A 26,570-nucleotide genomic window follows, 5' to 3' on the forward strand; every position below is an offset into this window, starting at 1 on the left:
AATGCGGTTTTTGCGACAAGGATCAAGAGCTACACAAGTGCTTTGCCGCCAAACTGTTATAAACTTCATCCGATATCATATCGGGCTTTTTATCAGTTACGAGATAATCAATATCCTCTATAGGTGCAACCGGGACTGGCTCCCGCTTTGAAAATTTTGAATGATCGGCAGAAACAATTATCTTTTCTCAAGTTTGCAGTCATGGCGCGTGCTATTTCAGTCATTGCCCGATCAAAATCGGAAAATACGCTGTTACAAAAGGCGCTGACGGCTATAAAAGCATTACGGGCGTGGAATTTTTTTTGCTCTCTTAAGGGAAAGCCCCCGATATTCTGACGACATCCGGCTTCTAACGAACGGCTCAAAACACACAGCATGGTGGGAATTGGCAGTCAAAATATCCGCAACACTGCTTGAACTTGTAAAATTAACATTCTTGAAGAAAACCGGCCTCTTTCTATAGGCTGGTCTCTCTTCCAGAACGCTTGTTTCACGTGCCAAACCGGCAGGTTTTCCGTTCTTGGCTTCTCCGGTTTAAAAACGGTTTTAAATTCCGGATGCCGATTTTTAAAGCTTCCGATTTCTATCGGATACGGGCGATCACTTCCCCGGCATTGGTGATACTGCCCGCCGGTTTTATAATGTCCAGTGTTCCGCTTGTTTCGGCTTTGATACCGGTTTCCATTTTCATGGCTTCCATAACGGCTACAGTCGAACCTTCTTCGACTTTTTTGCCGTCCTCGACAAGCCAAGCTTTGATCGTTCCGGGAATTGGTGCGGCAATATCACCAGCGCCCTTATCGGCCTTCATGATTTCTCCGCCTTCGGAATGCGGATTTTGTGCTCCATTGACTGCACTCCCCGCCCCTTCAAGCAATTTCAAAAACCGGAACGGCAAACCGAGTTCCACCCGCTTTCCGTCGATTTCAATATCGAAACGCTCGATTTGCGGCTCAGTTTTATCGGCTCTTTTTTCCATAGCCAGTTTTTCGGCAAAATCGTTTTCGATCCAGCGTGTATAAACTTTAAAGCCGTTTTCTCCAATAAAATCCGGATGTTGAATAACAAGCCGGTCAAATGGCAAGACCGTTGCAACCCCTTCAATTTCAAATTCTTGCAAAGCCCGTGCGGCACGTTTTAACGCTTCTTCGCGGGTTCTTCCGGTAATAATCAATTTTGCAATCATCGAGTCAAATTGCGGGGCAACAATACCGCCTTCGACCACACCGCTATCAAGCCGCACACCGGGGCCAGACGGCGGCGAAAACTTTGTAATTTTTCCAGGACACGGCAAAAATCCGCGTCCGACATCCTCGGCATTGATGCGAAATTCGATGGCGTGGCCGATAGGTGACGGCGTTTTATCAATTGTCAAAGGCAAACCTTCGGCAATACGGAATTGTTCAACCACCACATCAATCCCGCTTGTTTCTTCTGTCACAGGATGCTCGACCTGCAATCTCGTATTGACTTCGAGAAAGGAAACAACATCATTGCGCCCCAACAGAAATTCGACAGTCCCGACGCCGCTATAATTGACATGGCGGCAAATATTTGTAGCCGCTTCTCTCAAACGTTTTTCAACCGCTTCGGAAATAAACGGTGCCGGTGCTTCCTCGACAAGTTTCTGGTTACGCCTTTGCAATGAACAATCACGCGTTCCAAGCACCACGACATGCCCCATTTTGTCGGCAATGACCTGCGCTTCGACATGGCGGGGACGATCAAGAAACTGTTCCACATAACATTCGCCACGGCCAAAAGCCTGAACGGCTTCGCGGACAGCCGACCGGAAAAGCTCTTCAGCCTCTTCCCGTTTCCAAACAACCTTCATGCCGCGCCCGCCGCCGCCATGCGCGGCCTTGATCGCAACAGGAAAACCATATTTTTCGGCAAAAGCGACAACATCCTTGCCACTTCTAATCATACCGTTGCTACCGGCAACAAGAGGCGCACCTACCTCTTTTGCAACTGCACGGGCTTTGAGCTTGTCGCCCAAAAGATCAATCACTTCCGGATCGGGTCCTATCCAGATGAGACCGGCATCAATTACCGCTTTGGCAAATTCGGCACTTTCCGACAAAAAGCCATAGCCCGGATGAATGGCATCAGCCCCCGAACGTTTGGCAATTTGAATAATTTTGTTACCATCAAGATAGGTTTCTTCCGGCCGATTACCGTTGAGGCTATAAGCCTCGTCGGCTTCTTTGACAAAAGGCGCCGAACTGTCAATATCGGCATAAATTGCAACCGACAAAACACCGTAATCGCGTGCCGCACGAACAATGCGCAATGCAATTTCTCCGCGATTGGCAATCAGTATTTTTTTCATGAACGTCCCCAACACTGTAAATTTATCATTTTCTTGATCGAGCCTGCGCTCTTGTTTCTTACCAAAAACGGCCTTTCGCCTTTATGTTTTCCGGTTCTTGCCATTTCCATTTGATTTCATGGTTTTTTTGAAGTTTTATCGGCAGCGTTTTTCAAGCTTTTCTGCTCGCTGTCATAAAAATTTTTGACGGCGCGAAACTTGATAAAAGCCCCTATCGGAATTTGTGCCGCAAGGTCGACCTGATCTTCCACAAGATTGGCAATGACCGGATAACCTCCGGTAACAGGCCGATCACGCAAAAACAAAACCGGCTCGCCATTTGCTGGTACTTCTATTGCACCCGTTACTGTGCCCTCACTTGGCAATTCATCGCTTCGCGAGCGCTCAAGACGGGCATCACTTTGTAATCTTATGCCAATTCTGTTGGAAGCTGCCGTCACTTGCCACGGTTTTTCAAGAAACATCGCAATCGAATGCTCTGTAAACCAGTCGGTACGCGGCCCCATAACCACATCAAGCACCACTTGATCGCCTGCTTCCGGCAAGAAGTAAGGGTCATCAAGCGACAATAAAACCGGCTGCAAAGGGCTATCATTGGCTATAAAGATGTTGTCACCTGCTGATAGCGGTTTTGGCCCCAAATTGGAAAGACTGTCAAAAGATGCACTTTTTAAAACCGGTTCAACTTTAAAACCACCGCGCAAAGCCATATAGCTGCGAAAGCCTGCCAATGGTTGTCCAAGAATGATTTCATCGCCTTCATCAATGGAAAGCGGTGTGTTTTTTTCAAAAACAAAAACCGTGCCTTTTGCCGATTTGACGGTAATTGGCAGGTTAGCACCGGTAAAAGCAATAACCGATGGCTGCAATGCTTTTATACGCGCATTCCCATAGGTAAATTCCAGCACCGGTTGTTCAAGAGGATTGCCGACAAGCCGGTTGGCATTGGCCATTGCTTTCTGGTCAAGTGCCCCTGAAGGGGAAAGCCCTTGCGAGGATTGAAGCAAGCGCCCGCGATCCTGAAACGTAACCGGCATCAATGTTGTTAGCAATTTGAAAACCGCATCTTCTTCAGGCGTTAAGCTCTTTTCAGGAACAAAAATTCCGGCGTTGTCATGACTGCCTGCTTTACCATTGCCTGCTGCTTTCGCGCTTCCTGACGCTTCGGTTTCATCACCCGTTTTTGCCAAACCGGCCTTTTCATTCTGCTCTATCGCTTTCGTTGCAGCACCGTTCTTTAAAGCTTTGCTACCCGACCTATCCGGCACTGATTTTCCGGCTTTTTCATTCGGGGAAAAGGAAAAGCTTGTCGTCCCATTGGAACGAGCCGAATAATCTTTCGTCACATCGACAAAATGCACTCTGTCACCGGGTTTCAGAAGTGAAGGCGGGTCGCGGTCGAGATCAAACATTTTAACATCTGTCCGCCCGATCAATTGCCAGCCACCGGGGCTTGGTTGCGGATAGACACCACCGAATTTCCCAGCAAGTGCTACAGAACCGGCAGGAATAGATTTTCGTGGTGACGCGCGTCTTGGAACATTAAAAAGTGGATCACCGCCCGTCAAATAGGCAAAACCGGGAGCAAAACCGCAAAAAGCAACCTGATAATGACTTTCCGTATGACGACGGATAACCTCTTCACGGTCAATTTTTAAAAGAGTGGCAACGTCTTCGAGATCTTCCCCGTCATAGACAACCGGTATTTCGACAAGTTTGCCGCTTTTTTGCTGCCCTTTTTCAAGTTTCAATCCCGCAATTTTTGTTTCCAACGTGGTCTCATCGGCAAGCAGGGGATCAAAAGTGACAAGCAAAGTTCGCGCTGCCGGAATAATTTCGACAATAGCTTGCAGATTGTCCTGACTCTGAAACTTTTCTTGATCTTGCAGATTTTTCTCTCCGCGCCGGATTTCTTGCTGCAAGCGGTCAAACAAAGCCAATGTTTCTTCAAGATCGGCAAGCTCGATCAGAAAGGCCGAATTATTGACACCAAGAAAGCGCATGGGAAAAAGACACTCCCTCAATCAACAAACGGCTTTAAGGAAACACCGGCTTTTTCAAGACCGGATTTGACAGCTTTGGCCATCAATACCGCACTCGGACTGTCGCCATGGAGGCAAATTGACTGTGCATCAAGGGTAATCTCTTTGCCATCAATCGCGGTAATTTTCCCAGTCTCGACAAATTTCACCATACGTTCGGCGACAATAGCGGGGTCACTCAGTACCGCACCTTTTTCGCGGCGGGATAGAAGTGTACCATCACTATTATAGGCGCGGTCGGCAAAAGCTTCTGCCACCACAACAAGTCCGGCTTCACGGGCAAAAGGAATAAGAGCTGACCCCGCCAATGCCATCAATACCAGTGACGGCTCGACCGCCTTGATCGCATTGATAACGGCTTTTGCCTGGCGCATATCATGGGCAATCGTATTATAGAGTGCGCCATGGGGCTTGACATAGACAACTTTGGTTCCTGCCGCTTTGGCAAGCCCCATAAGCGCTCCGATCTGATAAATGGCGTCGCCCGTCAATTCGCTATCGGTCGGGTCCATATTGCGGCGGCCGAAGCCCACAAGATCACGATAGCCGATATGGGCACCGACGCGCACATTATTCTTCTTTGCTGCCTCAAGTGTTCGCAAGATTCCCGCCGGATCACCGGCATGAAAACCGCAAGCAACATTGGCACTGGTTACAATGGAAAGCATTTCGCTGTCTTCCCCCATTTTCCAGGGGCCGAAACTTTCACCAAGGTCGCTGTTCAAATCAATAGATTTCATTCTACCCTCCCTTTGCCGAATATAGATTCTTGTTTATTTTATATTGTTGAACAATCTAACTTTGATTGTTAGACATTGCAATCATGTTCTTTCTCAAATAAACTTGTAAATATATTCGGAGGATGGTGAAGCGGGAGGATTGCGGTTCTGCTATCCGGTTTCATGCATTTCAATTCAAGACTTTGCGCGAGCGCTTGCACTCGCTTGAAAATCGAGGGGTGGGAAGGATTATGAAAACCAGCAAAGATGAAATATCGCTTGCTGACCAGACTGTCAAAGCGATTGAAACGGGTATTATCAATGGCCAGTATTATCCGGGCGAGCATTTGAGCGAAGCAACGCTTACAAAAAAACTGTCGGTCTCACGCAATACATTACGTGAAGCATTCCGGATACTGACCAAAAACGGGCTTGTCGAATATCGTGCCAATCGCGGTGTTTTTGTGGCGGTTCCCGACTTCAATACGATTGTCGATGTCTATAATGCGCGCCGTATTATCGAAGTGGGGGCGGTGCGCAACGTGCATTTCCCTCATCCCTCTATCAGCTTGATGGAACGGGTGGTGGAAAAATCGGAACAATTTTGCGAGGAAAAGAAATGGCAGGATGTCGGCACAGCCGATATGGAATTTCATCAATTACTGGTAAGCCTTGGAAATAGCCCGCGTCTTGACCGGCTTTTTGTCGAACTCACAATCGAACTCAGATTAATCTTCGGCCTTGTGACCGACTTGCGCTCGCTTCATCAGCCTTTTGTCGTCATGAATCGCAATATTGTCGAAAGCTTAAAAAAAGAAAAGCCGAAGAAAGCAGCGCGCCTCCTCAAAGTCTATCTGAAACAATCCGAAAGGATGATTATGAGAGCTTATACGGCACTGCAAAAATAACGCCTCGCTTCTCCGGTCTGTCGTTATCTTTTTCTTATTTCGTGCGTCGTGTATTTCAGCGTGTTATTTCACGTCGTATATCCCGCCGGCATTTTACATTGTTTGCCCCACACCGGTATTTTCTACCGTGTTTTTACAGGAAATGCCGGCTATTTTCATGAACAGTTGGCGGTTGATCTGTTGATACCGTTCATGACACAAAAACTATATGTCATGTTCCTTTGTAAACTATCGCCTCTTATTGCCGGATAATGTGCCAATGGTTTTCGCTTCAATTTTGCCTTTGTTCTTTATATATTATGGCTTATTCAAACTGTTCAATAGAGCTTCCCGAACGGCTTCAAGGCAAATATAGATGTTGCTTTTATTAAAACAGGCTAGCCCATTTTGTTACTCATGCTAGACTTGTTTTATCATAATGACAAAGGGCGTGCCTATGCTTCGAGAAAATATCGCCGATCTTATGGCCTTTATGGTTGTTGCCGAGGAAAAAAGCTTTACCAAGGCCGCCCGCAAGCTCAACATATCACAATCGGCTTTGAGCCATTCGATAAAAAATCTGGAAGATCGCCTGCATTTACAATTGTTGCGCCGCACCACACGTTCGGTTGCGCCGACCAATATTGGCGAACGGCTTTTGGAACTTTACACGCCCCATCTTGTGGCGATGGAAAGCGAGCTTAAAAACCTTTGTGAAACAATCGACCACCCATCCGGCACAATCCGCATAACTGCGCCCGATTATGCGGCAAAAGCCATTTTATGGCCGAAGCTTTGCCCGCTTCTTGCAAAATATCCTGATATTCACCTTGAAATTTCAATTGATTACGCTTTGACCGACATTGTGGCCGAGCGTTTCGATGCCGGTGTGCGGCTTGGTGAACAGGTCGAGAAAGATATGATCGCGCTCAAAATCGGGCCGGATCTCCGCATGGCGGCTGTCGCTTCACCACACTATCTTGAAACCCATTCCGTTCCTGAAACGCCGCGCGATCTTCTTGAGCATCAGTGCATCAATCTGCGATTGCCGACATCCGGCGGTTTTTACGTGTGGGAATTTGAAGAAAATAGCCATGAATGCAAAATAAGGGTCGATGGGCAATTGAGCTTCAACACAATCGATCAGGCATTGGACGCTGCCGAAGCCGGTTTCGGTATTGCCTACACAACCGAAGATGCTGTGGTGGAACGGGTGGCAAAAGGGCGGCTTAAACGCATTCTTGAAAATTATTGCCCGCCTTTTCCGGGATATTATCTCTATTATCCGACACGACGCCAACATACCGCCGCTTTTCAACTGGTTATCGATTGTTTGCGCTATAAGGCTTTATAAGAGTGCGTGCGCGCGCGCGCCCCGCGCATTTTACATTTCAATTTCCGATAAGACCTCTAAAAAGGTGCGTTCCATTTGCCATTCCGGTTTGTTCCATTGCAATTTTCTGTTCTCACTGCTTAACCCTTCCAGTCTCGTGTTATCGCAGATTTATTTTCCGGTTCATTCTCCCCTTCCCGTAAATTTGTTTTATGATTTCCCGATATTTCTGCTGCCTCTCCTGAACCTTGCCCTTTCAAATTGTCAGACTGGGAGGATTTTTGGCCGGTAAACTTTGAGAACCCTACATTGGCAAATCAGCTTGTTTTATGAAAATTTTGCATAAAGCCTAGTTCCACGCGCCTTCTTTTAGAAGACGTGCTTTTCGGATTAATCTCGCTCACAATAAGCAACCACGCATTGTCGATCAGGATCGTGCAAATTTGAATGTGCATTTTGTCAAAGGGTTTCAAAAGATGGTCAAACGCAACTGGGTGATAACCGGTGTTTCAAGCGGTTTCGGCTATGAAATGGTCAAACAGGTTTTAAGCCGCGGCGATAACGTATTGGGAACTGTACGCAAAACTCGACCTGTCGAAGAGCTGGTTAACCGCTATCCCGATAATTTTCATGTCGAAATTGTCGATATGAGAGACCGGAAAGCCGTGAAACAACTTGGGCAAAAAGCCGAAGAATTGTTTTCAACAATCGATGTGATTGTCAGCAATGCCGGATATGGGTTGTTCGGAGCTGCCGAAGAATTGGCGGATGAAGAAATTGACGACATTATCGCAACCAATCTCACCGGCTCGATCGACTTTATCCGCGCCTTCTTGCCCGTTATGAGGAAAAAACAACATGGGCGCATCATCCAGATTTCTTCCTATGGTGGTGAAGTCGCTTTTGCCGGAAATTCGCTTTATCACGCGACGAAATGGGGCATTGAAGGATTTTGTGACTCGCTTTCACAAGAAATGGCGCCATTCAATATTGGCGTGACGATTGTCGAACCCGGTGGGGCAAGAACCGAATTCCGCTATAAAAGCGCAAAAATTGCAAAGCCTATAAAAGCTTATGACAACACGCCTGCCCACGCTTTCCAGAAAATGCTTGATCGGAAAAACGGTTTGGCCGCAGGTGATCCCGAACGTATGGCTGCCCGCATTATCGAAAGTGTCGATATAACGCCCGCACCATTACGCATGGTGCTCGGTTCAGGTGCTTTAAAAACCACCATCGAAGTTCTGGAAAAACGGCTTGAAGACTTTAAAGGGCAGGAACAACTTGCCGCTTCAACCGACTTTTAAAAGAGATGAAACAACCCTTTTCTTAAATCTCCGTCAAAGCCGAATATTAAAGTGCTATGGGTTCCGTCAGAAGATGCGTTTTAGTCAAAAGAAACATTTTTAACCAAAAGATCAATAGCGTTCGGCGAAATTATCAGCTCTGTTCCTTCATGCTCTAACGGCTAAATGATTGCGTTTTTTCATCGGCAACTGTTAAATACATCGCCGAAAGCCCGATCTATTGCTTTTAACGCTTATTATTCCCGATTTTTCTCACGGTGTATTTTATAGCGCAGTGCAATAACACCCTGACCGGCATTTTTTACCTCCAGCAATTCGAGTGACTGGCCGGCAGCCGGATTTCCTGTCACCAAAACCGTTCCTCCCGTTCCGCTATTATCCGTGCGAGGTGACCAATCAAATAAGGATGGTGCGGCTTTGCGCCCGTCAATACCGGGATAGATCATTACACTCAATTCATTGATAAGCCCGTTTTCCAGAAATGCTCCGTTAATCGTGCCACCACCTTGCAGAACAATGCGCTTCATATTGAAGAAACGCCCAAGACTTTCCATAGCTTCCACAAGATCATTTCCATCTTCACCGGCAAAGACATAGGAAATTTCCAAGCTACGGAGATGTTCCAGATAGGCTTGCGAAATTTTTTTGCCCAAAACAACAATGATGTTTTCGCCGCAAATTTTATCTCCTTCATATTTGATGCGCCCATGGCGATCCACAACAATGCATAGCCGTTTTGTTTCGCGCTTACCGATAAAAGGTTGCGGGTCAACCACTCTTACAGGATTTGGGTCATTAAATTCCTGCTTTACAAAATGCCTTTGAACGGTAACCCGCCCCAGCATTTCCGCGTCGCAATTGAAACTGTCGCTAAGGTCATAATAGGAAATGGTCGTCTCATCATTTTTTGTCCCGTCATAAGGCGCAGTCCAATGATCTTCCACGATTTTTCCGTCAATCGATGTCATCATATGACAAATTAGAAAAGGGCGCATGATTTCTCCTTGAACAATAAAATCATGAAAGAGCAACGAGATAAGCAAAGGCTCTTTGAAATGTCTTCTTGATCTATAAACGCTTGAAGCCCGCTCATAAACCGGCCTCTTTTCACAAAGCCTATTAGAAAAATTCATTAATGAAGGAGCGGGCTTTACCTGAAACACGTTCTTTTTTATAAGCTCGCGAAAATAAAACGTACGGATATATGGGAAAAAAAGCACATCATAAGCTTTGAATCCGTGGATCAAGCCTCTCTCTTTCTCAGAATTGCTTAACCTTCCTTTTTCTTCACCCTCCCCCCCTTCTTATGACACTCGCTTCCCTTTCCCGTTCGCCTTGCTCCCACCACTTCTCACCGCCTCCTTCCCGATGATTTATAACTCTCCCCCTACTACTAATTTTTTTTAAAAATTCCTGTTGGTTGTTTTGGTCTATCTTGCAAAAAAAACCGAACTGGAGAATAGTTTCCTTAAAAGGGAAAGTTTTTTAGAAATGGTCGGGACGAGCAAACCATTTTCCGTGGTTATCAGGGTGTTGTGCATTTTCGCACTGCTCAACCTCGCCTTCGCCCATAATCGCAATTTTCCGGTTTCATCAAACAGCTTTGCAAGCAACTCGTCTCACCATCAAGAAAGCGTTCGGCAGAACCATTCGCATATGGTTTCTGACAGCGACATTTGCTCGAAAAACGCATCTTCAAAACCGCAAAAATTAAGCAAAAAACACCATAATGACAATTCATGTCATGAATTGGGTGCGTGTCACGCCTGCCGCATCGGCGCAACAATGCTCACCCCACCCGATAGTGTTGAAATCGGCGAACATAACCTCTTTCTCGTCGAGATTTTACTGCCCTATGATGCGGTAACCTTCGGCACGTTTTTTGTAAAGTCCAACGCCTCACCGCGTTCACCGCCATTGTCACTCATAAGCTGACAGGTTCAACATATCATCACATCGAATTTTTAAAAAAATGGCGCCGTCTTTTTAACGACGTGGCGCAAATGTTTGCTGCTATTTTTTTGAGTTTTCAATTGTGATTATAAAACTTGGTCAGCCTGTTTTTTTCACCGTCAAAACGCATGGTTTAAAGCCTCACAAAAAACGAGGCTCAGAGAATGCCATCCATGGCAATTCCCGTTTGTTTTCCATGCCTGACAAAGTTTCAATCCACTTTTTCTCTATGGATTTTAAAAAATGGATTCTCTCTTTCAAACCGATAGGCGGTTTAGTGTGCACTTGAACGCACTAAAATCATCGTCTGCCGTGATTGGTGCAATTGCTACCCTTTCTACCCTGCTCATCATAATGCCGATGGGGGCAAAAGCCGAAACGGTTGCAAATAATGAGAAGAGCACGATAACGCCACTTCAAAACCCGACAACAAGTCCCGCACAAAAAGAGGCAGCAAAGGCCGAGGACCAAGGAAACATGGTTCTCAAACCGGTGATCGTTACATCGGCTGCTATGTCTTCACCGGTCACTGTTGTTACCAATCCGAAAGCCCCACGCCAACCTATTCCCGCTTCGGACGGTGCCGATTACCTCAAAACCATTCCCGGTTTTGCAACCATTCGCAATGGCGGCACCAATGGCGATCCCGTTTTTCGTGGCCAATTCGGCTCGCGTCTTAATATTGTCAATGATGGCAGCACGATTATGGGCGCTTGTCCGGGGCGGATGGATAATCCGACATCCTATATCTCGCCTGAAAGTTATGACCGGCTGACGGTTGTGAAGGGGCCTCAAACCGTGCGCTATGGCCCCACCGGTTCGGCGGCAACAATTTTGTTTGAACGCGACCCGCAGCATTTTGACAAACCGACCGTCAAAGGCGATTCCAGTATTGTCATCGGTTCCAATAGCCGTTTTGAATCCCGCCTTGATGGCACTGTCGGGGCACGCCCCGGCTATGTCCGGATTATCGGCAATAAAGCACTTTCCCATGATTATCATGATGGCGATGGCAATAGTGTTCCCTCAAAATGGGATAAATGGAATGGCGATATGTTTTTGGGGCTGACGCCAGACGAGAATACATTGTTCGAGCTTTCGGGCGGCGGCGGTGATGGTGAAGCCCGCTATGCAGGCCGCGCTATGGATGGCAGCCAATTCAAGCGGGAATCGCTTGGTGCCAAATTCATCAAAGAAAATATCAATGACAAGCTTACCAAGGTCGACGCGCAATTTTACTATAACTATGCCGATCACATTATGGATAATTTCCGTTTGCGCCACCTTGCCACCAGCGCTTCCCCACTGCCAATCGGTATGACAAATACAGGCAAAACGGGAACCGGTCATATGGGGCATATGTCGGCTATGGGGGCAATGGATATGAACCATATGACGGGAAATGCCATGAGCGGAGGCGGAAATCCGATGACCGGCATGGATGGAATGGGCGGTATGGGAAGCATGGGCGGTATGGGAAGCATGAATGGCATGGGCGGCATGGGGGGTGCTGGTGGCACGATGGATATGTCGTCCATGCCGATGGAATCGCGCCTTGACCGGCGCACCATAGGCGGCCACTTTACCACCAATTGGGATTTAGGCGATTTATCACTCGTAAGCGGTGTTGATCTCCAAACCAACACCCACCGCAAAAGAAAAAGCCGCAATATGATGAGCATTAACGGTTGGGATAAGGATGCGGTATTTTTCGATTACGGACTGTTCAGCGAAGCGACATGGACCTTTGCCGAAAATCAACGCCTTGTTTTTGGCGGCAGACTTGATCGTGCTTCTGCCAAAGATGAGAGAAGCACAAGTCCGACAGATGGCGACAAGCGCGACAGAACATTGCCAAGCGGATTTCTCCGTTATGAGCGCGACCTCGATCAAATACCACTCACAACCTATATCGGGCTTGGCCATGCCGAGCGTTTCCCCGATTATTGGGAACTGTTTTCCCCCAAACAATCCGACGCTAACTCACTCAATGCGTTTGACGGCATAAAGCCCGAAAAAACCACCCAGCTTGATTTCGGCGCGCAATATAGTGGGGAAAACAGCAATATCTGGGCTTCCGCCTATGTCGGCCGGATTGATGACTATATTCTCTTCGACTATTCAAGCGGGCAGTCTAAAGCATCGAATGTCGATGCCACCATTATGGGGGGCGAGTTGGGGCTTTCCCATATGTTGTTCAATGTCTGGAAGTTTGATTCAAGCCTTGCCTATTCGTGGGGAAAAAACACCACAGACAACGAGGCTTTGCCGCAAATTCCACCATTGGAGGGAAGGCTCGGCCTCACCTATCAAAAAGAAAAATGGAGCATTGGCGGCCTTTTAAGGCTTGTTGCCGATCAACCGCGCATTGCCGAAAACAAAGGCAATGTGGTGGGGAAAGACTTTGATAAAAGTACAGGCTTCGGTGTTTTTTCTTTGAATGGCAGCTACAAGATTTCAAAAAATGTGGCTTTGACCGGCGGCGTCGATAATCTCTTCAACAAGGATTATTTTGAACATCTGAACCGTGATGGCGACGCCGGTTTCGGTTTTCCCGCCCATTATCAAGTGCGAGAACCGGGGCGCACCTTCTGGGCAAAAGCCGATTTCAAGTTCTGAAATCCATTTGTCAAGTTAAGGCAAATAATATCAAACTTTGCCTATTATGTTTAAGCTTATGTTTCGAGGCATAATTTTTTTAAAAATTATGCCTCATCAAAACAGCGGAATTGAGTGCCACGGGTATCAAAACGGTCAAACGACCTTGCAAGCTTGACATAAAACCTTTTTAACGGTCGAGAACGCCGATTTATAGTCTGAGACCTTTCTGCCAGTTCCTTGAAACTTTCTCATGGAAAATGTTTTTCTGAACTCAAGAACATGGATAACAAGAATAATTCTGGTCTAATATTTGCGATTGATCGTGATACAGGTTTGAAAAGCCTGATGGAAACTTCATAAAATTTATCGCGTTTTTTTTACAAAAATTATCCCGTTAGGAGACCGGTTTTCCGCACGGAACACTGAAATTTATTCAGAAAAAATCGGTGACAATAAAACGGATAAAAAAGTTTTTCATGGGTAAAACAAATAAAACTATACCAAAATTATCAAAAATAAGTCATAGTCGATTTTTAACAATTTTTGCGGTAGCTGTGATGAGCCAACAACCATCCATGAATTCGACATTTTATGACAGTGAAAAGCCTGCCACTTTTCTGGGGCTTTTACGCTATTCGCGTTTTTTTACCGGCTCCGCCATCATCACGGCCATTATCGCTGCGGCTTTGAGCATTGCGCCCTTCTATGTGATTTCGCTTATTGCCGGCGAGCTTTTGAAACCGACGGTGAACACGACTAGAATCTGGTATCTTGCAGGTGTTGCAACCGGCCTTGTTTTGCTTAGATGGATATTCGTATCTTTAAGTGACATGCTTGCCCATAAAGGGGCCTTCACCATTCTCTTCACACTCAGAAAAAGAGCAGCTCAAAAACTGGGCGAGGTTCCACTGTCGTTTTTTGCAAGCCAGTCTTCGGGAAAACTCAGGCGCACGCTTTATGATGATATTGACAGTCTCGAAAGCCTTTATGCCCATATTTTACCAAATCTGAGTTCTGCTCCCATTGTATCGCTTTCGGCTCTTATCCTTTTGTTTTTTGCCGATTGGCGGCTTGCCATTATTGTTTTGATCCCCTTGCCGATTGCCTTTTTTGCCCAATGGTGGATGACACGCGGCATGGGTGATGACATGCGTGAATGGATCGGTTTGCAGCAAAAAATTTCAGGCGAGATCAGCGAATTTATCCGTGGTGTACATGTTATCAAAAGTTTCGGTCTCGATACGCGTTCTTTTGGCAATCTTTCAAAGACAATCCATAATGCGGTTGACTGGGCGCATAGTTTTGCGGCCAGAGTAACGCGCTCGTTTATGACATTTGCTATTTTACTGCGCGGCAATCTTGTTCTGGTCGCCCCGATCGGAGCCATATTCTATGTGAACGGTTCACTTGACGCGGCTACTTTTGTGTTATTTTTGCTTCTTTCGCCACTGGTGCTTGAACCCTTGTTGACCCTTTCAGGGGCACTTCATGAGAAAATGAACCATATTGAAGCGATGGATCATATCAATGAAGTTTTGACCGCAAAACCGCTTATCGAAAATCACAATAGCAAAACACCTGAAGGCCCTTATGAAATTGTTTTTGACGATGTCTCTTATAGTTACGGCAAAAGACTGGCGATCGACCATGTCAGTTTTAGTGCAAAAGCCGATAAGGTTACGGCATTGGTAGGGCCAAGCGGTTCGGGCAAAAGTACACTTCTGAAACTCGTTGCGCGACTTTATGAATTCGACCACGGGCATTTAACAATAGGTGGCCTTGATGTGCGCGACTGGCGGCTTGACGACCTTCTCGACAAGACGAGCATTGTTTTTCAGGATGTTGTCCTCCTTTATGGCACTGTTGCCGATAATTTGCGCATTGCAAAACCCGATGCGAGTGATGAAGAACTTAAAGAGGCCTGCCGCCTTGCCAAAGCAGACGGTTTTATCGAAGCCCTGCCGCAAGGTTATGATACGCTCCTTCAGGAACGCGGCTCGCAACTTTCCGGCGGTGAACGCCAAAGGCTTTCGATTGCCCGCGCTTTTTTGAAAAATGCGCCAATCCTGCTCCTTGATGAACCGACTTCAAGTCTTGATCCGGAAAATGAAAACCTCATCCATGAGGCACTCGAAACACTTTATAAAAATCGCACGGTTCTCATTGTCGGCCATCATTTGCAAAATCTTGTTTCTGCCGACAAGATTATTGTGATGGATCATGGCAGGCTAGCGGGCGAAGGCCGTCATGAAGAACTTTTGAAAAACTGCCCGACCTACCGGATTTTATGGCAAGACCAGCTTTCGGCAGGAAAGTGGTCGCTCGGAGAAGAGGCAGGAGAAGCCGAAGAAAAAACCGGCACCAACGGGCAAGACAATAAACCCCTTTCAACAAAACAGGATAATTTGGCAGAAAAAGGCGGGCAGTCATGATAATCGATATTTTAACATCCGGTTTCCGGCTGTCGAAAACGCGCGACAAACAACTCGTTCACGGCATTTTATGGACGATTGTCGAAGGTTTTTTTGCAGCTCTTCCCTTTGTCTTCCTTTTTATGATGTTGACACAGGCCTTTGCCAAAGAGTTGACAATCAAAGCCGCTATTTTCTTCGGGGGCGGCATGGTTTTGAGCTTTTTGTTGCGCATCGGTGCAAGTGCGATAGGTGCACCGAAAATATATAATGGTGCTTTCACAATGATGGGCGAGGCACGCCTTAATGTGGCAGAACATTTGCGCAAACTCCCCATGGGTTGGTTCAACAAGCAAAGAAGTGGCGACCTTGCAGGAAGACTGACTTCCGATATTACTTTTGTCGAACATATGTGGTCGCATTTTATCCAGCCATTTGTTGCCGGTTTTTCAATGCCGGTTTTCCTGACTATTTTTCTTTTCTTTGTCGACTTTCGTCTGGCAATTGTCATGCTTTGCGGCTTTCCCCTGACTTTGCTTGCCTTGTTATGGACGCTCGCTATGGGAAAAAGCGCCGGTTTGAAACTTGCAAAAGCCAATAGTGCCGTGCAATCGGCTTTGCTCGAATATGTGCAAAGTATCACTGTTATTCGCAGCTTCGGGCGTTTCGGAAATAGCTGGAAAAGACTTGTAAAAATCCTCGACGATCAACGCAATGCCTGGTTCCACGCCGAAACAAGAACCTCGCCTTTCCTGTCATGCTTCGGTTTTGTGCTGGAAATGAGCTATATCAGTCTGGTTATTTTCGGCATTTACTGGTTGGCAAACGACAAGCTCACAGTCGCTCAATTGTTGATTTTCCTGATTATCGCTTTGCCCGTCTACCGGCAATTATATGAAGTCGGTCAGGCAATGTTGATGTTGCGTCTGGCAAACCGTTCACTCATGCGCATTGAAGCGCTGCTTCATGAACCGACACTAACAGAGCCGCAACATCCGGAAATGCCGGAAAACTATGAAATCCGTTTCGACCATGTTGGTTTCAGCTATGATAAAAAAGAAACAAATAACAAAGAAGCGGGCAACACAAAAATGGCCGGACATAAAGTCCTTGATGATATTTCATGTGTTATCAGGCCGCAGGAATTGACCGCCATTGTAGGCCCCAGCGGTGCCGGAAAGACAAGTTTTGTCCACCTTATCGCCCGTCTTTGGGAAAGAACGGAAGGTAAAATCACAATCGGCAATATCGACCTTAAAGACATAGGGACGGAAAATCTTCACCGTTTGATCGGCATGGTGTTTCAGGATGTGCTTCTCTTTTCGGGAACGGTTTATGACAATATCAAAATCGGCAAGGAAGATGCGAGCCGCGAAGAAGTCATCGAAGCGGCAAAGCAGGCCGAAGCCCATCAATTCATCATGGCATTGCCGGAAGGTTATGATACAGTGCTTGACGAGCATGGAAGCTCGCTTTCAGGGGGCGAACAGCAGCGCATATCCATTGCCCGCGCTTTTTTGAAAAACGCCCCGATATTGCTTCTTGACGAGGCAACCGCAAGTCTTGACCCGTCGGCGGAAGCAGAAATCCAACGCGCCATGAACGCTTTAACCAGAACCCGCACGGTCGTGGTCATTGCCCACCGGCTGAACAGCATTCGTCGGGCTGACCATATTATCGTTCTGAAAAACGGGAAAATCGTCGAAGAAGGAACCCATGATACATTGGTGAAAGCCGATGGCCTCTATCAAAAATTATGGAATAACCAGAATAAAGCGCGTGGCGTATTCCCTCCAACCGAAGCCATTCTGGATTAAACCGAAGGTGAACAAAAAGCAGGGTCACCAGCCGCCAATCAAGCTTGAACTTTCAAGCTTTTTTGGGCTGGAAAAGCTGGTCTTCAAGCTTTGTCCCCAAGAATTGCCAAATGCGACAACGCGCTCTTTGAGCGAAAGAATACGGGCAGCACAGTCTTTGCCGGAAAGAATGGGACAGAACAGTCTTTCTAACAAAGAATGCGGACGGCATACTCCTTATAGGAAAATTGAAGGCACGTTTTTTTTGGGAAAATTAATCGTCACCTTGTCCGCCAACAGGCGCAATTTGAACGCACTTGGTATTTTTTGTATTACGGGTCTTCCAATGAAAGGACTGTTTATTCTGGTAAACTTCCGGCAAGCCGGTAAACGACATAAAAACCTGATTGACAGACATGAATATTTCCTTCAATACCGGCTTATTAAAACTTGACTATTACATTCATTTTTATTCATCTATATTTTATGACAAAAAAACATTCGGCACGGGAGCTTAAGAGATGGAAAAAACAGAAAACAGGAATGCGGCTGAACTAACGCCGGAAAACCACATGGACGGGATGGAGCGTCTCGAACTCACGGTCAACCGGATTTATGAACCTTTTCCCCACCTCGTCCGCTTGACCGGAACAATCAACCCGACGAACCCGATTGAATGGCAACAGGCAAATGTTGCCGTACGCTTCGAGATTGGCGAAACCGGACAAGGCCGCAAGGTTTACCGGATTTATACAATCCGTTCTTTTGATCCCGCGACACATGAAATCGAAGTCGATTTTGTCAAACATGAAGGGGAAAGCCCCGCTATCAACTGGCTTCAAACTTTGAAAACCGGTGCGCATGCTTATTTGATCGGTCCGCGCCCGCAATTTTCAACAGAAGAATATAAAAATAAAAAACTGAAGCTCTTTGCCGATGAAACCGCCATTCCAGCGGTTTTTTCCATTCTTTCCCATTGGCCGGAAAATACCGAAGCCGAAATCTATATCGAATCCGCCACGGCAGAAGCAGCCGGTGAACTGCCCGATATAAAGGGGGTAGACATACATAGCTATGTCAGAAAGGAAAAAGAACATCCGGGGCAAACCGGTTTTCTTGTTCAATCGGCTGAAAAGATGAGCGATGCCGAAAATTGCCATATCTGGATTGCCTGTGAACGGGAAGAAGCCCGTGCAATCAGGAAACATTTTATGGTAAACTGTAATGTGAAAAAACAGAATATCAAAGCCATCGGATATTGGCGTCTTGGGCTTGCCAGCACGGAAATCGAAAAAATTCGCGGCAAATATTATAACGAACTTATTGCACAGGGAAAAACTGAAAAAGATTTTGATGAATTCGACATTCCGGCTTGATAGCTGGAAAGGCCAAAATAGAACATCAATATCTACGAAATTCCCTTCACCCCTGAACGGTGATGAATAGCTGTCTGGTGAGCCGTGATAAATACCTGACACGTAACCAGTGAAAAATATAAGTGAAAGAAAAGCCGGTTTGGGTGACATATCGGCTCTAACAAGTGGTGTCGCCCTTTTTTAAAAAATGCCCGGCCTTTTTCGACTGTCAAAGAGGTGAAAGAAGTCAGATTTTTCTTTTCCCCTTTTCCGCTATAAAGGTGAAAAAACAGCACTCGTCAAAACCGGCCTTTATCCCTTTTTAAGAGTCAACTTCTCTTCGAGACCACACTTCTTTGTTAGATCGGCATTTTATTCAAAAATTGGGGCTTTATTCAAAAAACTGCCGCTTTAATAGGAAACCCGTGTTTATCCGCTTTGCGGCACACGGAAAACCAATACCTATCCACCTGTTTTGTGAAGGCTTGGGCGTATAGCCGCAAAAAATCATGGAACACGATTGCCAAATGTCTTAAAAAACGGATTTGCTCTTAAAAAAACGTCCATTTTTACAATTTTTACAATAAAAATTTACATATTTTCCAATAAAAAAACATTTCCGGTTCATATACGAAAAATTTAAACTTAAAGAAATTGACGTTTTAGTTTTCTTCAGCCTTATTATTTACCAGACAACATTTATCGCGCACGTATTGGGAGGACAAGACAATGACGTGGATGCAGAATTATATTCCGATTGGAAATATTTGGCTTTCGGCATTAATTGCCGCAATACCGATTATTTTCTTTTTTCTGGCTTTGACTCTTCTTCGTATGAAAGGGCATGTGGCTGGTACAATCACTGTTATCCTGTCATTCCTGATTGCCGTTTTCGTCTATGGTATGCCGATAGGACCGGCGGTTTCTTCTGCGATTTATGGTTTTTTCTACGGTCTTTGGCCAATCGCATGGATAATTGTTGGAGCAGTGTTTCTTTATAAAATTTCGGTTGTCACCGGTGACTTCAACATTGTTCGTCATTCCATTCTAGGGATTACCGAAGACCAGCGCTTGCAACTCATTCTGGTGGGGTTTGCTTTCGGCGCTTTTCTTGAAGGTGCTGCCGGTTTCGGTGCACCGGTTGCCATTACTGCGGCGCTCCTTGCCGGCTTGGGCTTTCGCCCGCTTTATGCAGCCGGTCTTTGTCTTATTGCCAATACCGCTCCGGTTGCCTTCGGCGCTATGGGCATTCCGATTATTGTTGCCGGACAGGTTTCAAATCTCGACCCGTTTTTATTAAGCCAGATGGCAGGGCGTCAATTGCCTTTTCTTTCGGTGTTTGTTCCCTTCATGCTTGTCGTTATCATGGATGGCTGGCGCGGCGTCCGTGAAACCTGGCCTGCTGTGCTTGTCGGTGGCGGCACATTTGCGATTGTCCAATTCCTGACTTCCAATTATTTCGGGCCGGAATTGCCTGATATTACAGCCGCTATTGCAACGCTCGTTGTTTTGCCGCTGTTCTTGCGTTTCTGGCAGCCAAAACGCATTTTCCGTTTTGACGAAAACGAAGCTGCCCCCAAAGAAGATGTTCCCCATTATTCTATGGGAGAAATTATCAAAGCATGGTCGCCTTTTATCATATTGACCATTTTTGTTATGGTTTGGAGCATTGCGCCTTTCAAAAAACTTTTTGCCAAAGGCGGCGCCTTGGAAAGCTGGGTGTTGAGTTTCGACGTATCATTCCTCAATAATATCATTGTCAAAACAGCGCCCATTGTTGCAACAGATGCCAAAATCAGCGCCGTTTATAAATTCGACTGGTTTTCCGCTACGGGAACTGCGATTATCCTTGCCGCAATCGTCAGTACTTTTGTTTTGAAAATGCGACCTGCTCGCGCCATTGGCGTTTTCGGCATGACGCTGAAAGAACTTGCCCTTCCGATTTATTCGATCGGCATTGTTCTTGCTTTTGCTTTCATTGCCAATTATTCGGGACTTTCTTCCACTTTGGCACTGGCTTTGTCACACACGGGCAAAAGTTTTACATTCTTTTCGCCATTTCTCGGATGGCTTGGTGTTTTTGTGACCGGTTCGGATACATCTTCCAATGCTCTGTTCGGTGCTTTGCAAGCAACCACAGCCCATCAGATCGGCGTTTCCGATATTCTGCTTGTTGCAGTCAACAGCACGGGCGGGGTTACCGGCAAAATGATCTCGCCGCAGTCGATTGCAATTGCCTGTGCGGCTGTGGGACTTGTCGGGAAAGAATCCGACCTCTTCCGCTACACTGTCAAATATTCGCTGGGGCTTTGTGCCATTGCCGGTATTATGACAACGCTTCAGGGATATGTTCTTTCGTGGATGATCCCGTAATATTGATTTTACTTCCCGTTACTATTTCTTGTTAATATCGGAAATACTGAAAGTCTTTTTTGAAACATAGAAATAAAACGGGAAGATCACGCGGTTTTTCGGGGGGCGCGTAACAGGTGAATTTTATTACGCCCCCCGAATAACACACAATGTTAATATCAACATTTTCAAAGGATAAAATTTTTATTCATCTCTTTGCCGAATTGGCTCCGGCATTCGAGCCATAACACAACCAAGACGGGTAACGAAATGATTATATCTTCTATCTCGGATTATCGCGAAGGTGCGCGGCGCAAACTTCCTCCATTTCTTTTCCATTATATTGATGGCGGGGCTTATGCAGAGCGTACCCTGCAACGCAACACAACCGATCTTTCCGATATTGCGCTTCGCCAACGCATTTTGAAAAATATGTCGGAACTTAGTCTTGAAACCGAGCTTTTCGGCGAAAAGATGAAAATGCCGGTGGCACTTTCACCGGTGGGGCTTACCGGCATGTATGCGCGCCGAGGTGAAGTTCAGGCTGCAAAGGCCGCCCAATCACGCGGCATTCCCTTTACACTTTCGACTGTTTCTGTCTGCCCGATTGAAGAAGTCCAGTCACAAGTTCCAAACCCGATCTGGTTCCAGCTTTATGTTCTCAAAGACCGTGGTTTCATGAAAAATGTTCTTGAACGTGCTGTCGCACAAGGAATCAAAACGCTGGTTTTCACTGTCGATATGCCGGTTCCAGGTGCCCGTTATCGCGACCGCCATTCCGGCATGTCTGGCCCGTTTGCGAAATTGCGCCAGTATACACAAGCCGTTCTTCATCCTGCCTGGGCTTATGATGTCGGCGTCATGGGACGGCCGCACGACCTTGGCAATATTTCCACCTATCGCGGGAAACCGACCAATCTGGAAGATTATATCGGTTGGCTTGGCGCCAATTTCGACCCGTCGATAAGCTGGAAAGATCTTGAATGGATTCGTGAATTCTGGAAAGGACCAATGCTTATCAAAGGCATTCTCGACGTTGAAGATGCCCGCGATGCTGTGCGTTTCGGAGCAGATGGGGTTATTGTTTCCAACCATGGCGGGCGCCAGCTTGATGGTGTGCCTTCTACCGTCAGGGCATTGCCAAAAATTGCCGAAGTCTTGAAACCCGATCTCAAAGTTCTCGTTGACGGCGGTGTGCGCTCAGGCCTTGATGTTGTGCGCATGATTGCTCTTGGAGCCGATACGGTTATGCTTGGCCGTGCCTTTGCTTACGCATTGGCGACCGATGGTGAAAAGGGCGTTGCCAATATGCTTGATCTTATAGCTCAGGAAATGCGTGTTGCCATGACGCTGACCGGAGCCAAGAAAATAACCGACATCAATGCGGATATGCTCGTCAAAGACTGAAGAACTGTGTCGAGATTTAAGACTGCATAAATCTCGACATAGCCGATTTTTTGATGAATGCATTAGAACCTCATAAATCTCTTTTTTCTTTGTTGAACATTGCTTTTGAAAAAAGGACTGCCCGAATGATGACACCATCGCGCAGTCCCAATCTCGCAATCCCCATCTTGCTGTCTCCACCTCGCTGTCTCCCTCTCGCTGTCTCCCTCTCGCTGTCCCCACCTCGCTATCTCCACCTTGCTGTCTCCACCTCGCTGTTCCCTTCTCGCTGTCCCCATCTTGCTGTCTCCACCTCGCTATCTCCACCTCGCTGTCCCCATCTCGCTGTCTCCACTTTGCTGTCTCCACTTCGCTGTCTCCACTTCGCAGTCCCAATCTCGCAATCCCCATCTTGCTGTCTCTCTCTCACTGTCTCTCTCTCGCTGTTCCCACCTCGGTGTTTCTCTCTCGCTGTCTTCACCTCGCAATTCTTGTTTTTTATGATAATCATTGCCTGTTTTTTGCTTTATCCAAAACGGAATTGCAGTAATTTGCCTTTTGGAAAATGAATGGTGATTTGCCGGTTGAAAAATTGCCGCTTCACCCCTTCCGGCAAAAAATTATGTCGCTTCCGGTTTTTAGCGGAAATTTAAAAAACTATTTTTTTTAAAAAACCGTATTGCTAATCGTAAATTGTTCAACAACAGAATAATTCAGCCTTTGTGCGGCGCAAACTTGCCTCCTTTGCACAAGAGGAATGTGATTTTTCGCCTCGTCTCCGATTTTAAAAAGGCTTTTTCATTTAAAATTTTTAAAAAATTCATGCAGATTTTCTTAATGAAAAAAATTAGAGGTTGAACATTTCCGAAAAAAAAGAAATATTAATGGCGTCCATAGCAAGTTTGCGGGGAATTAAAATGTCTCTTCCTTTACAATTCAACGTTTTTCAATCGCGCCTTTCTTCAAAAAGCGGCGAGAAAAAGCTCTGCTTGTCTTTTACCTCCCCCCTCATCAATAGGCTATTTTGAAAGTGTTATCGTCTGATCCGAAGGGTTTTATGAAGCTCTATCCATGGGCTGAAGCCCAAGCAGAGGAATGGGACACCACGTTTCAATCCTCGAAAATTATATTGAAGCACTTGGCAGAAGAAAATTTGACAGGTGTTGGCGTACCGGAAAAATTCGGTGGCGATGGCAAAACCATTGTTGACGCTATTTTGACGATTTCCGACATTGCCTATTCCTCGTTCACGGCTGCCTTCGTCTTATGGGCGCACCGCGCTTATATCGAATGCGTTTTGCAAAGCCCGAACGAAGCACTCAAACACCGCCAATTGCCGCTTTTGACATCAGGTAAAATGGCCGGTTCCGCCGGTCTTTCCAATTTGATGAAGCATCTTTCCGGCTTGGAAAAAATGGAAAATTTTGCTTCGTTTGAGAATGGCATTTATCACCTCACCGGCAAAATGCCGTGGATTACAAATATCGATTGCCAAGGCTTTTTTGCAGCCTGTGCCGCCGAACTTGATAACGGGCGCGCTGTTGTTTTCAGCCTTGAAAACAGTGACAAGGGGGTAAATGTCCAATCGCTCGATTTACTGGCCTTGCGTTCAAGCGGTACAAAAGCGATCACCATGGATAAGGTTGCTTTGACGGCTGACCGGATTTTGCATGACAATATTGCCGAATGGCTAAAAACACTGCGTCCGGCTTTTATTGCGCTTCAATGCGGTCTATTTTCAGGATTGGCAGCACGCTTTATTGACGAAGCCAAAAAGCATTTCAATGCCCGAAGAACGTCGCTCAAAGGCGAGATAGACGAGACAGAAAAAGAGCTTTCAAGCCTGCACGACGCACTTATCAAAGGTGTAAACAACAACCATTTTGTCAGTGCTCCCGAAGATCTATTCAAGCTCCGCATCAGTTTGACAGACTGGCTCTGGAAAGCGGTTCTGCTTGAATTGGAAACCCGTGGTGGCGGCGCCTATCTCATGAATACAGCCGAAGGATTTCCCCGTCGTTTGCGCGAAGCAAGTTTTGTTCCCATTATTACCCCCAGTGTCACGCAGCTTAAAAAAGCCTTGGCGTGATTAACCCTTTTATCAATTCAAATTCATGACAGAAAAAGCTCCCCTTCTTGAAGCAGAAACATCGTTTTGCGGTATCGCGACGATGCGCCCCCTATTCTTGAAAACTTCAACCTTGCAATCGGAAGAAATGAAACAGTTTCCATTCTGGGGCCAAGCGGTGTCGGAAAATCGAGCCTTTTACGTGTGCTTTCCGGCCTGCAAAAGCCGAATGGCGGCCATATTTTTGTTCACGGTAAAGAGCTTACCCGTGTTGATCCGAATATTGCGGTGGCCTTTCAAAATCCGGGTTTATTGCCGTGGCTGACACTGGAAAAAAATGTGGCCTTTGGCCTTGATTTCAAAAACCGTGAAAAGCTTGAAAAAAGCGAACGGCAAAATCGGGTGAATAAAGCGATCCACGAAGTGGGGCTTGATTATGCGCGCAAACTAAGGCCTTCCGAGCTTTCCGGCGGCATGGCACAGCGGGCAGGACTGGCGCGTTGTTTTGCAAGAAATCCGGAAGTGCTATTTCTGGACGAACCGTTTGGCGCACTTGATGAATTGACACGGCAGGATATGCAAAATCTGCTGATAAAACTGGTGAAAGAATTCTCCGCCTCAACGCTTCTTGTCACGCACGATATTGACGAAGCATTGCTTGTTAGCGAACGGGTTATTCTGCTTGGCGGAAAACCGGCAAACATTATCGGCACATGGACAATCAATTTTCCCAAACCGCGCAATAACTTTGTCGAAGAACTCGGCAAAATCCGTATCGAAATTCTTGCAGCTTTAAGAGATGCAGGACTTAAAAAAAGAGATGAAATATGAAAGATGAATATTTTTCCCGCCGCGACATTTTGCGGCTATCGGCTTTATTGACGGCAAGTGGCGCTTTGCCATTTTTAAATATTGGAAGAGCAAAATCACAAGAAAAGGATGAGCCGGTAAAAGTCGGCTATTTGCCAATCACCGATGCAACAGCACTGCTTGTGGCTCATGGTAAAGGTTTTTTTGAAAGCGAAGGTTTGAAAGCTGAAAAACCGGTTCTTTTTCGGAGCTGGTCACAAATTGTGGAAGCTTTTTTTGCCGGCCAGATCAATGTGATGCATGTTCTTTCGCCGATCGCCATCTGGGCACGCTATTCAAGCAAGGCGCCGCTTAAAGTCGTTGCCTGGAACCATATGAGTGGCTCAGGTTTTTCTGTCGCCAATGACATCAATTCCATTTCCGATCTTGGGGGCAAAAACGTTGCTATACCATTCTGGTATTCAATCCACACAGTCGTTTTACAAATGATCTTGCGCAAAAACGGCTTGACTCCCGTTTCGAGAAAAAGTGGAACAATTGAAAAAAATGAAGTCAATATGGTGATAATGGCGCCATCGGATATGATACCGGCGGTTGCCAATGGTCAGGTTTCTGGCTTTATCGTTGCAGAACCCTTCAATGCGGCGGGTGAAGCCGCCAAAGTTTCAAAACTTGCAAGATTTACAGCTGATGTCTGGCGTGACCATGCCTGCTGTCTTGTCTGCATGCAGGAAAACGACCTGAAAGAGCGTCCCGAATGGTCGCAAAAAGTTGTATCGGCCATGGTCAAAGCGCAATTGTGGACAGCAAAGAACCGCGAGGAAACAGCGCTTCTTCTTTCCAAAGAAAATCCGAACAAATATATGCCTTTCGGTTCCGATGTTCTCAAACGTGTTCTTGTTCCAAGCGAAGAAGATAACCGGTTTTATGAAAAATCGGGTGCAATCATTCACCCAGACTGGCTTGAAAAGCGCATAGATTTTCAACCCTATCCTTATCCGAGCTACACGGAAGAACTGGTAAGACGGCTGAAAGACACTTTGATTGAGGGTGATAACGCGTTTCTTGAAACACTTGATCCGGCTTTTGCGGCAAAAGACCTTGTCGATGACCAATTTGTCAAACGCGCATTAAGCGAAGTTGGCGGACTTCCCGCTTTCGGCATGAAAGACAGTTTCGTGCGCAATGAAGAGATTGAAGTTTAACGGGGAGAAAGCG

18 protein-coding genes are annotated in these 26,570 nt (G+C 46.3%); 13 read left to right on the forward strand and 5 right to left on the reverse strand.

Annotated features, from left to right (window positions below; translation table 11 throughout):
* Positions 1-583 precede the first annotated feature (583 nt).
* The 3 genes from GQS64_RS11055 to GQS64_RS11065 form a co-directional block, all read right to left on the reverse strand.
* The gene (locus GQS64_RS11055; RefSeq protein WP_198231611.1) at positions 584-2,332 is read right to left on the reverse strand and encodes an acetyl/propionyl/methylcrotonyl-CoA carboxylase subunit alpha; all 1,749 of its coding nucleotides are present in this window, start codon (positions 2,330-2,332) and stop codon (positions 584-586) included.
* Between the two features lie 116 nt (positions 2,333-2,448).
* Complete coding sequence (gene pxpB, locus GQS64_RS11060; protein ID WP_198231612.1) at positions 2,449-4,335, reverse strand: 5-oxoprolinase subunit PxpB; 1,887 nt, start codon at positions 4,333-4,335, stop codon at positions 2,449-2,451.
* A gap of 17 nt (positions 4,336-4,352) precedes the next feature.
* The gene (locus tag GQS64_RS11065; protein WP_198231613.1) at positions 4,353-5,114 is read right to left on the reverse strand and encodes a LamB/YcsF family protein; all 762 of its coding nucleotides are present in this window, start codon (positions 5,112-5,114) and stop codon (positions 4,353-4,355) included.
* Between the two features lie 230 nt (positions 5,115-5,344).
* Here GQS64_RS11065 and GQS64_RS11070 point away from each other — a divergent pair, with 230 nt between their 5' ends.
* From GQS64_RS11070 to GQS64_RS11080, 3 genes are all read left to right on the forward strand, one after another.
* Positions 5,345-6,001: a GntR family transcriptional regulator gene (locus GQS64_RS11070; protein WP_198231614.1), complete on the forward strand. Its 657-nt coding sequence runs from the start codon at positions 5,345-5,347 to the stop codon at positions 5,999-6,001.
* 436 nt (positions 6,002-6,437) lie between these two features.
* Positions 6,438-7,334: a LysR family transcriptional regulator gene (locus tag GQS64_RS11075; protein WP_198231615.1), complete on the forward strand. Its 897-nt coding sequence runs from the start codon at positions 6,438-6,440 to the stop codon at positions 7,332-7,334.
* Between the two features lie 455 nt (positions 7,335-7,789).
* Positions 7,790-8,620: an SDR family oxidoreductase gene (locus GQS64_RS11080; protein ID WP_198231616.1), complete on the forward strand. Its 831-nt coding sequence runs from the start codon at positions 7,790-7,792 to the stop codon at positions 8,618-8,620.
* A gap of 236 nt (positions 8,621-8,856) precedes the next feature.
* Here the strand turns inward: GQS64_RS11080 and GQS64_RS11085 are convergent, their stop codons facing one another.
* Positions 8,857-9,615, reverse strand: coding sequence for a dihydrofolate reductase family protein (locus GQS64_RS11085; RefSeq protein ID WP_198231617.1), 759 nt, complete (start codon positions 9,613-9,615; stop codon positions 8,857-8,859).
* A gap of 496 nt (positions 9,616-10,111) precedes the next feature.
* On the opposite strand from GQS64_RS11085, the gene GQS64_RS11090 reads away from it, so the two are divergent.
* From GQS64_RS11090 to GQS64_RS11105, 4 genes are all read left to right on the forward strand, one after another.
* Positions 10,112-10,555 (forward strand): hypothetical protein, encoded by a 444-nt coding sequence (locus GQS64_RS11090; RefSeq protein WP_198231618.1) that lies wholly within the window; start codon positions 10,112-10,114, stop codon positions 10,553-10,555.
* Between the two features lie 495 nt (positions 10,556-11,050).
* Entirely contained in the window at positions 11,051-13,192 is a 2,142-nt protein-coding gene (locus GQS64_RS11095) for a TonB-dependent copper receptor (RefSeq protein WP_369805261.1), read from the forward strand.
* A 539-nt stretch (positions 13,193-13,731) separates the two neighbouring features.
* Complete coding sequence (locus GQS64_RS11100) at positions 13,732-15,606, forward strand: ABC transporter ATP-binding protein (protein WP_198231620.1); 1,875 nt, start codon at positions 13,732-13,734, stop codon at positions 15,604-15,606.
* Positions 15,603-17,402: an ABC transporter ATP-binding protein gene (locus GQS64_RS11105; protein WP_198231621.1), complete on the forward strand. Its 1,800-nt coding sequence runs from the start codon at positions 15,603-15,605 to the stop codon at positions 17,400-17,402. Before GQS64_RS11100 ends, GQS64_RS11105 begins: the two co-directional genes overlap by 4 nt.
* A gap of 253 nt (positions 17,403-17,655) precedes the next feature.
* On the opposite strand, the gene GQS64_RS11110 is transcribed toward GQS64_RS11105, so the two are convergent.
* Positions 17,656-17,799 carry a hypothetical protein gene (locus tag GQS64_RS11110; RefSeq protein ID WP_198231622.1) on the reverse strand — a complete coding sequence of 48 codons (144 nt, stop codon included), beginning with the start codon at positions 17,797-17,799 and terminating at the stop codon, positions 17,656-17,658.
* Between the two features lie 103 nt (positions 17,800-17,902).
* On the opposite strand from GQS64_RS11110, the gene GQS64_RS11115 reads away from it, so the two are divergent.
* The 6 genes from GQS64_RS11115 to GQS64_RS11140 all read left to right on the forward strand — a co-directional run bounded on the left by GQS64_RS11115 (position 17,903) and on the right by GQS64_RS11140 (position 26,557).
* A complete protein-coding gene (locus GQS64_RS11115; RefSeq protein WP_198231623.1) occupies positions 17,903-18,757 on the forward strand; it encodes a siderophore-interacting protein in 855 nt (284 codons plus the stop codon).
* A gap of 708 nt (positions 18,758-19,465) precedes the next feature.
* Positions 19,466-21,109, forward strand: coding sequence for a lactate permease LctP family transporter (locus GQS64_RS11120; protein WP_198231624.1), 1,644 nt, complete (start codon positions 19,466-19,468; stop codon positions 21,107-21,109).
* 249 nt (positions 21,110-21,358) lie between these two features.
* Positions 21,359-22,495: an FMN-dependent L-lactate dehydrogenase LldD gene (gene lldD, locus GQS64_RS11125; protein WP_198231625.1), complete on the forward strand. Its 1,137-nt coding sequence runs from the start codon at positions 21,359-21,361 to the stop codon at positions 22,493-22,495.
* Between the two features lie 1,036 nt (positions 22,496-23,531).
* Entirely contained in the window at positions 23,532-24,563 is a 1,032-nt protein-coding gene (locus tag GQS64_RS11130) for an acyl-CoA dehydrogenase family protein (RefSeq protein ID WP_198231626.1), read from the forward strand.
* Between the two features lie 66 nt (positions 24,564-24,629).
* Positions 24,630-25,373, forward strand: coding sequence for an ABC transporter ATP-binding protein (locus GQS64_RS11135; RefSeq protein ID WP_210329467.1), 744 nt, complete (start codon positions 24,630-24,632; stop codon positions 25,371-25,373).
* Positions 25,370-26,557: an ABC transporter substrate-binding protein gene (locus GQS64_RS11140; RefSeq protein WP_198231627.1), complete on the forward strand. Its 1,188-nt coding sequence runs from the start codon at positions 25,370-25,372 to the stop codon at positions 26,555-26,557. The genes GQS64_RS11135 and GQS64_RS11140 overlap by 4 nt, the downstream gene beginning before the upstream one ends.
* The last annotated feature ends 13 nt before the right edge of the window (positions 26,558-26,570 follow it).

Origin of the sequence: Bartonella sp. P0282 (assembly GCF_048452985.1) — a bacterium.
GTDB classification, from domain to species: domain Bacteria; phylum Pseudomonadota; class Alphaproteobacteria; order Rhizobiales; family Rhizobiaceae; genus Bartonella; species Bartonella choladocola.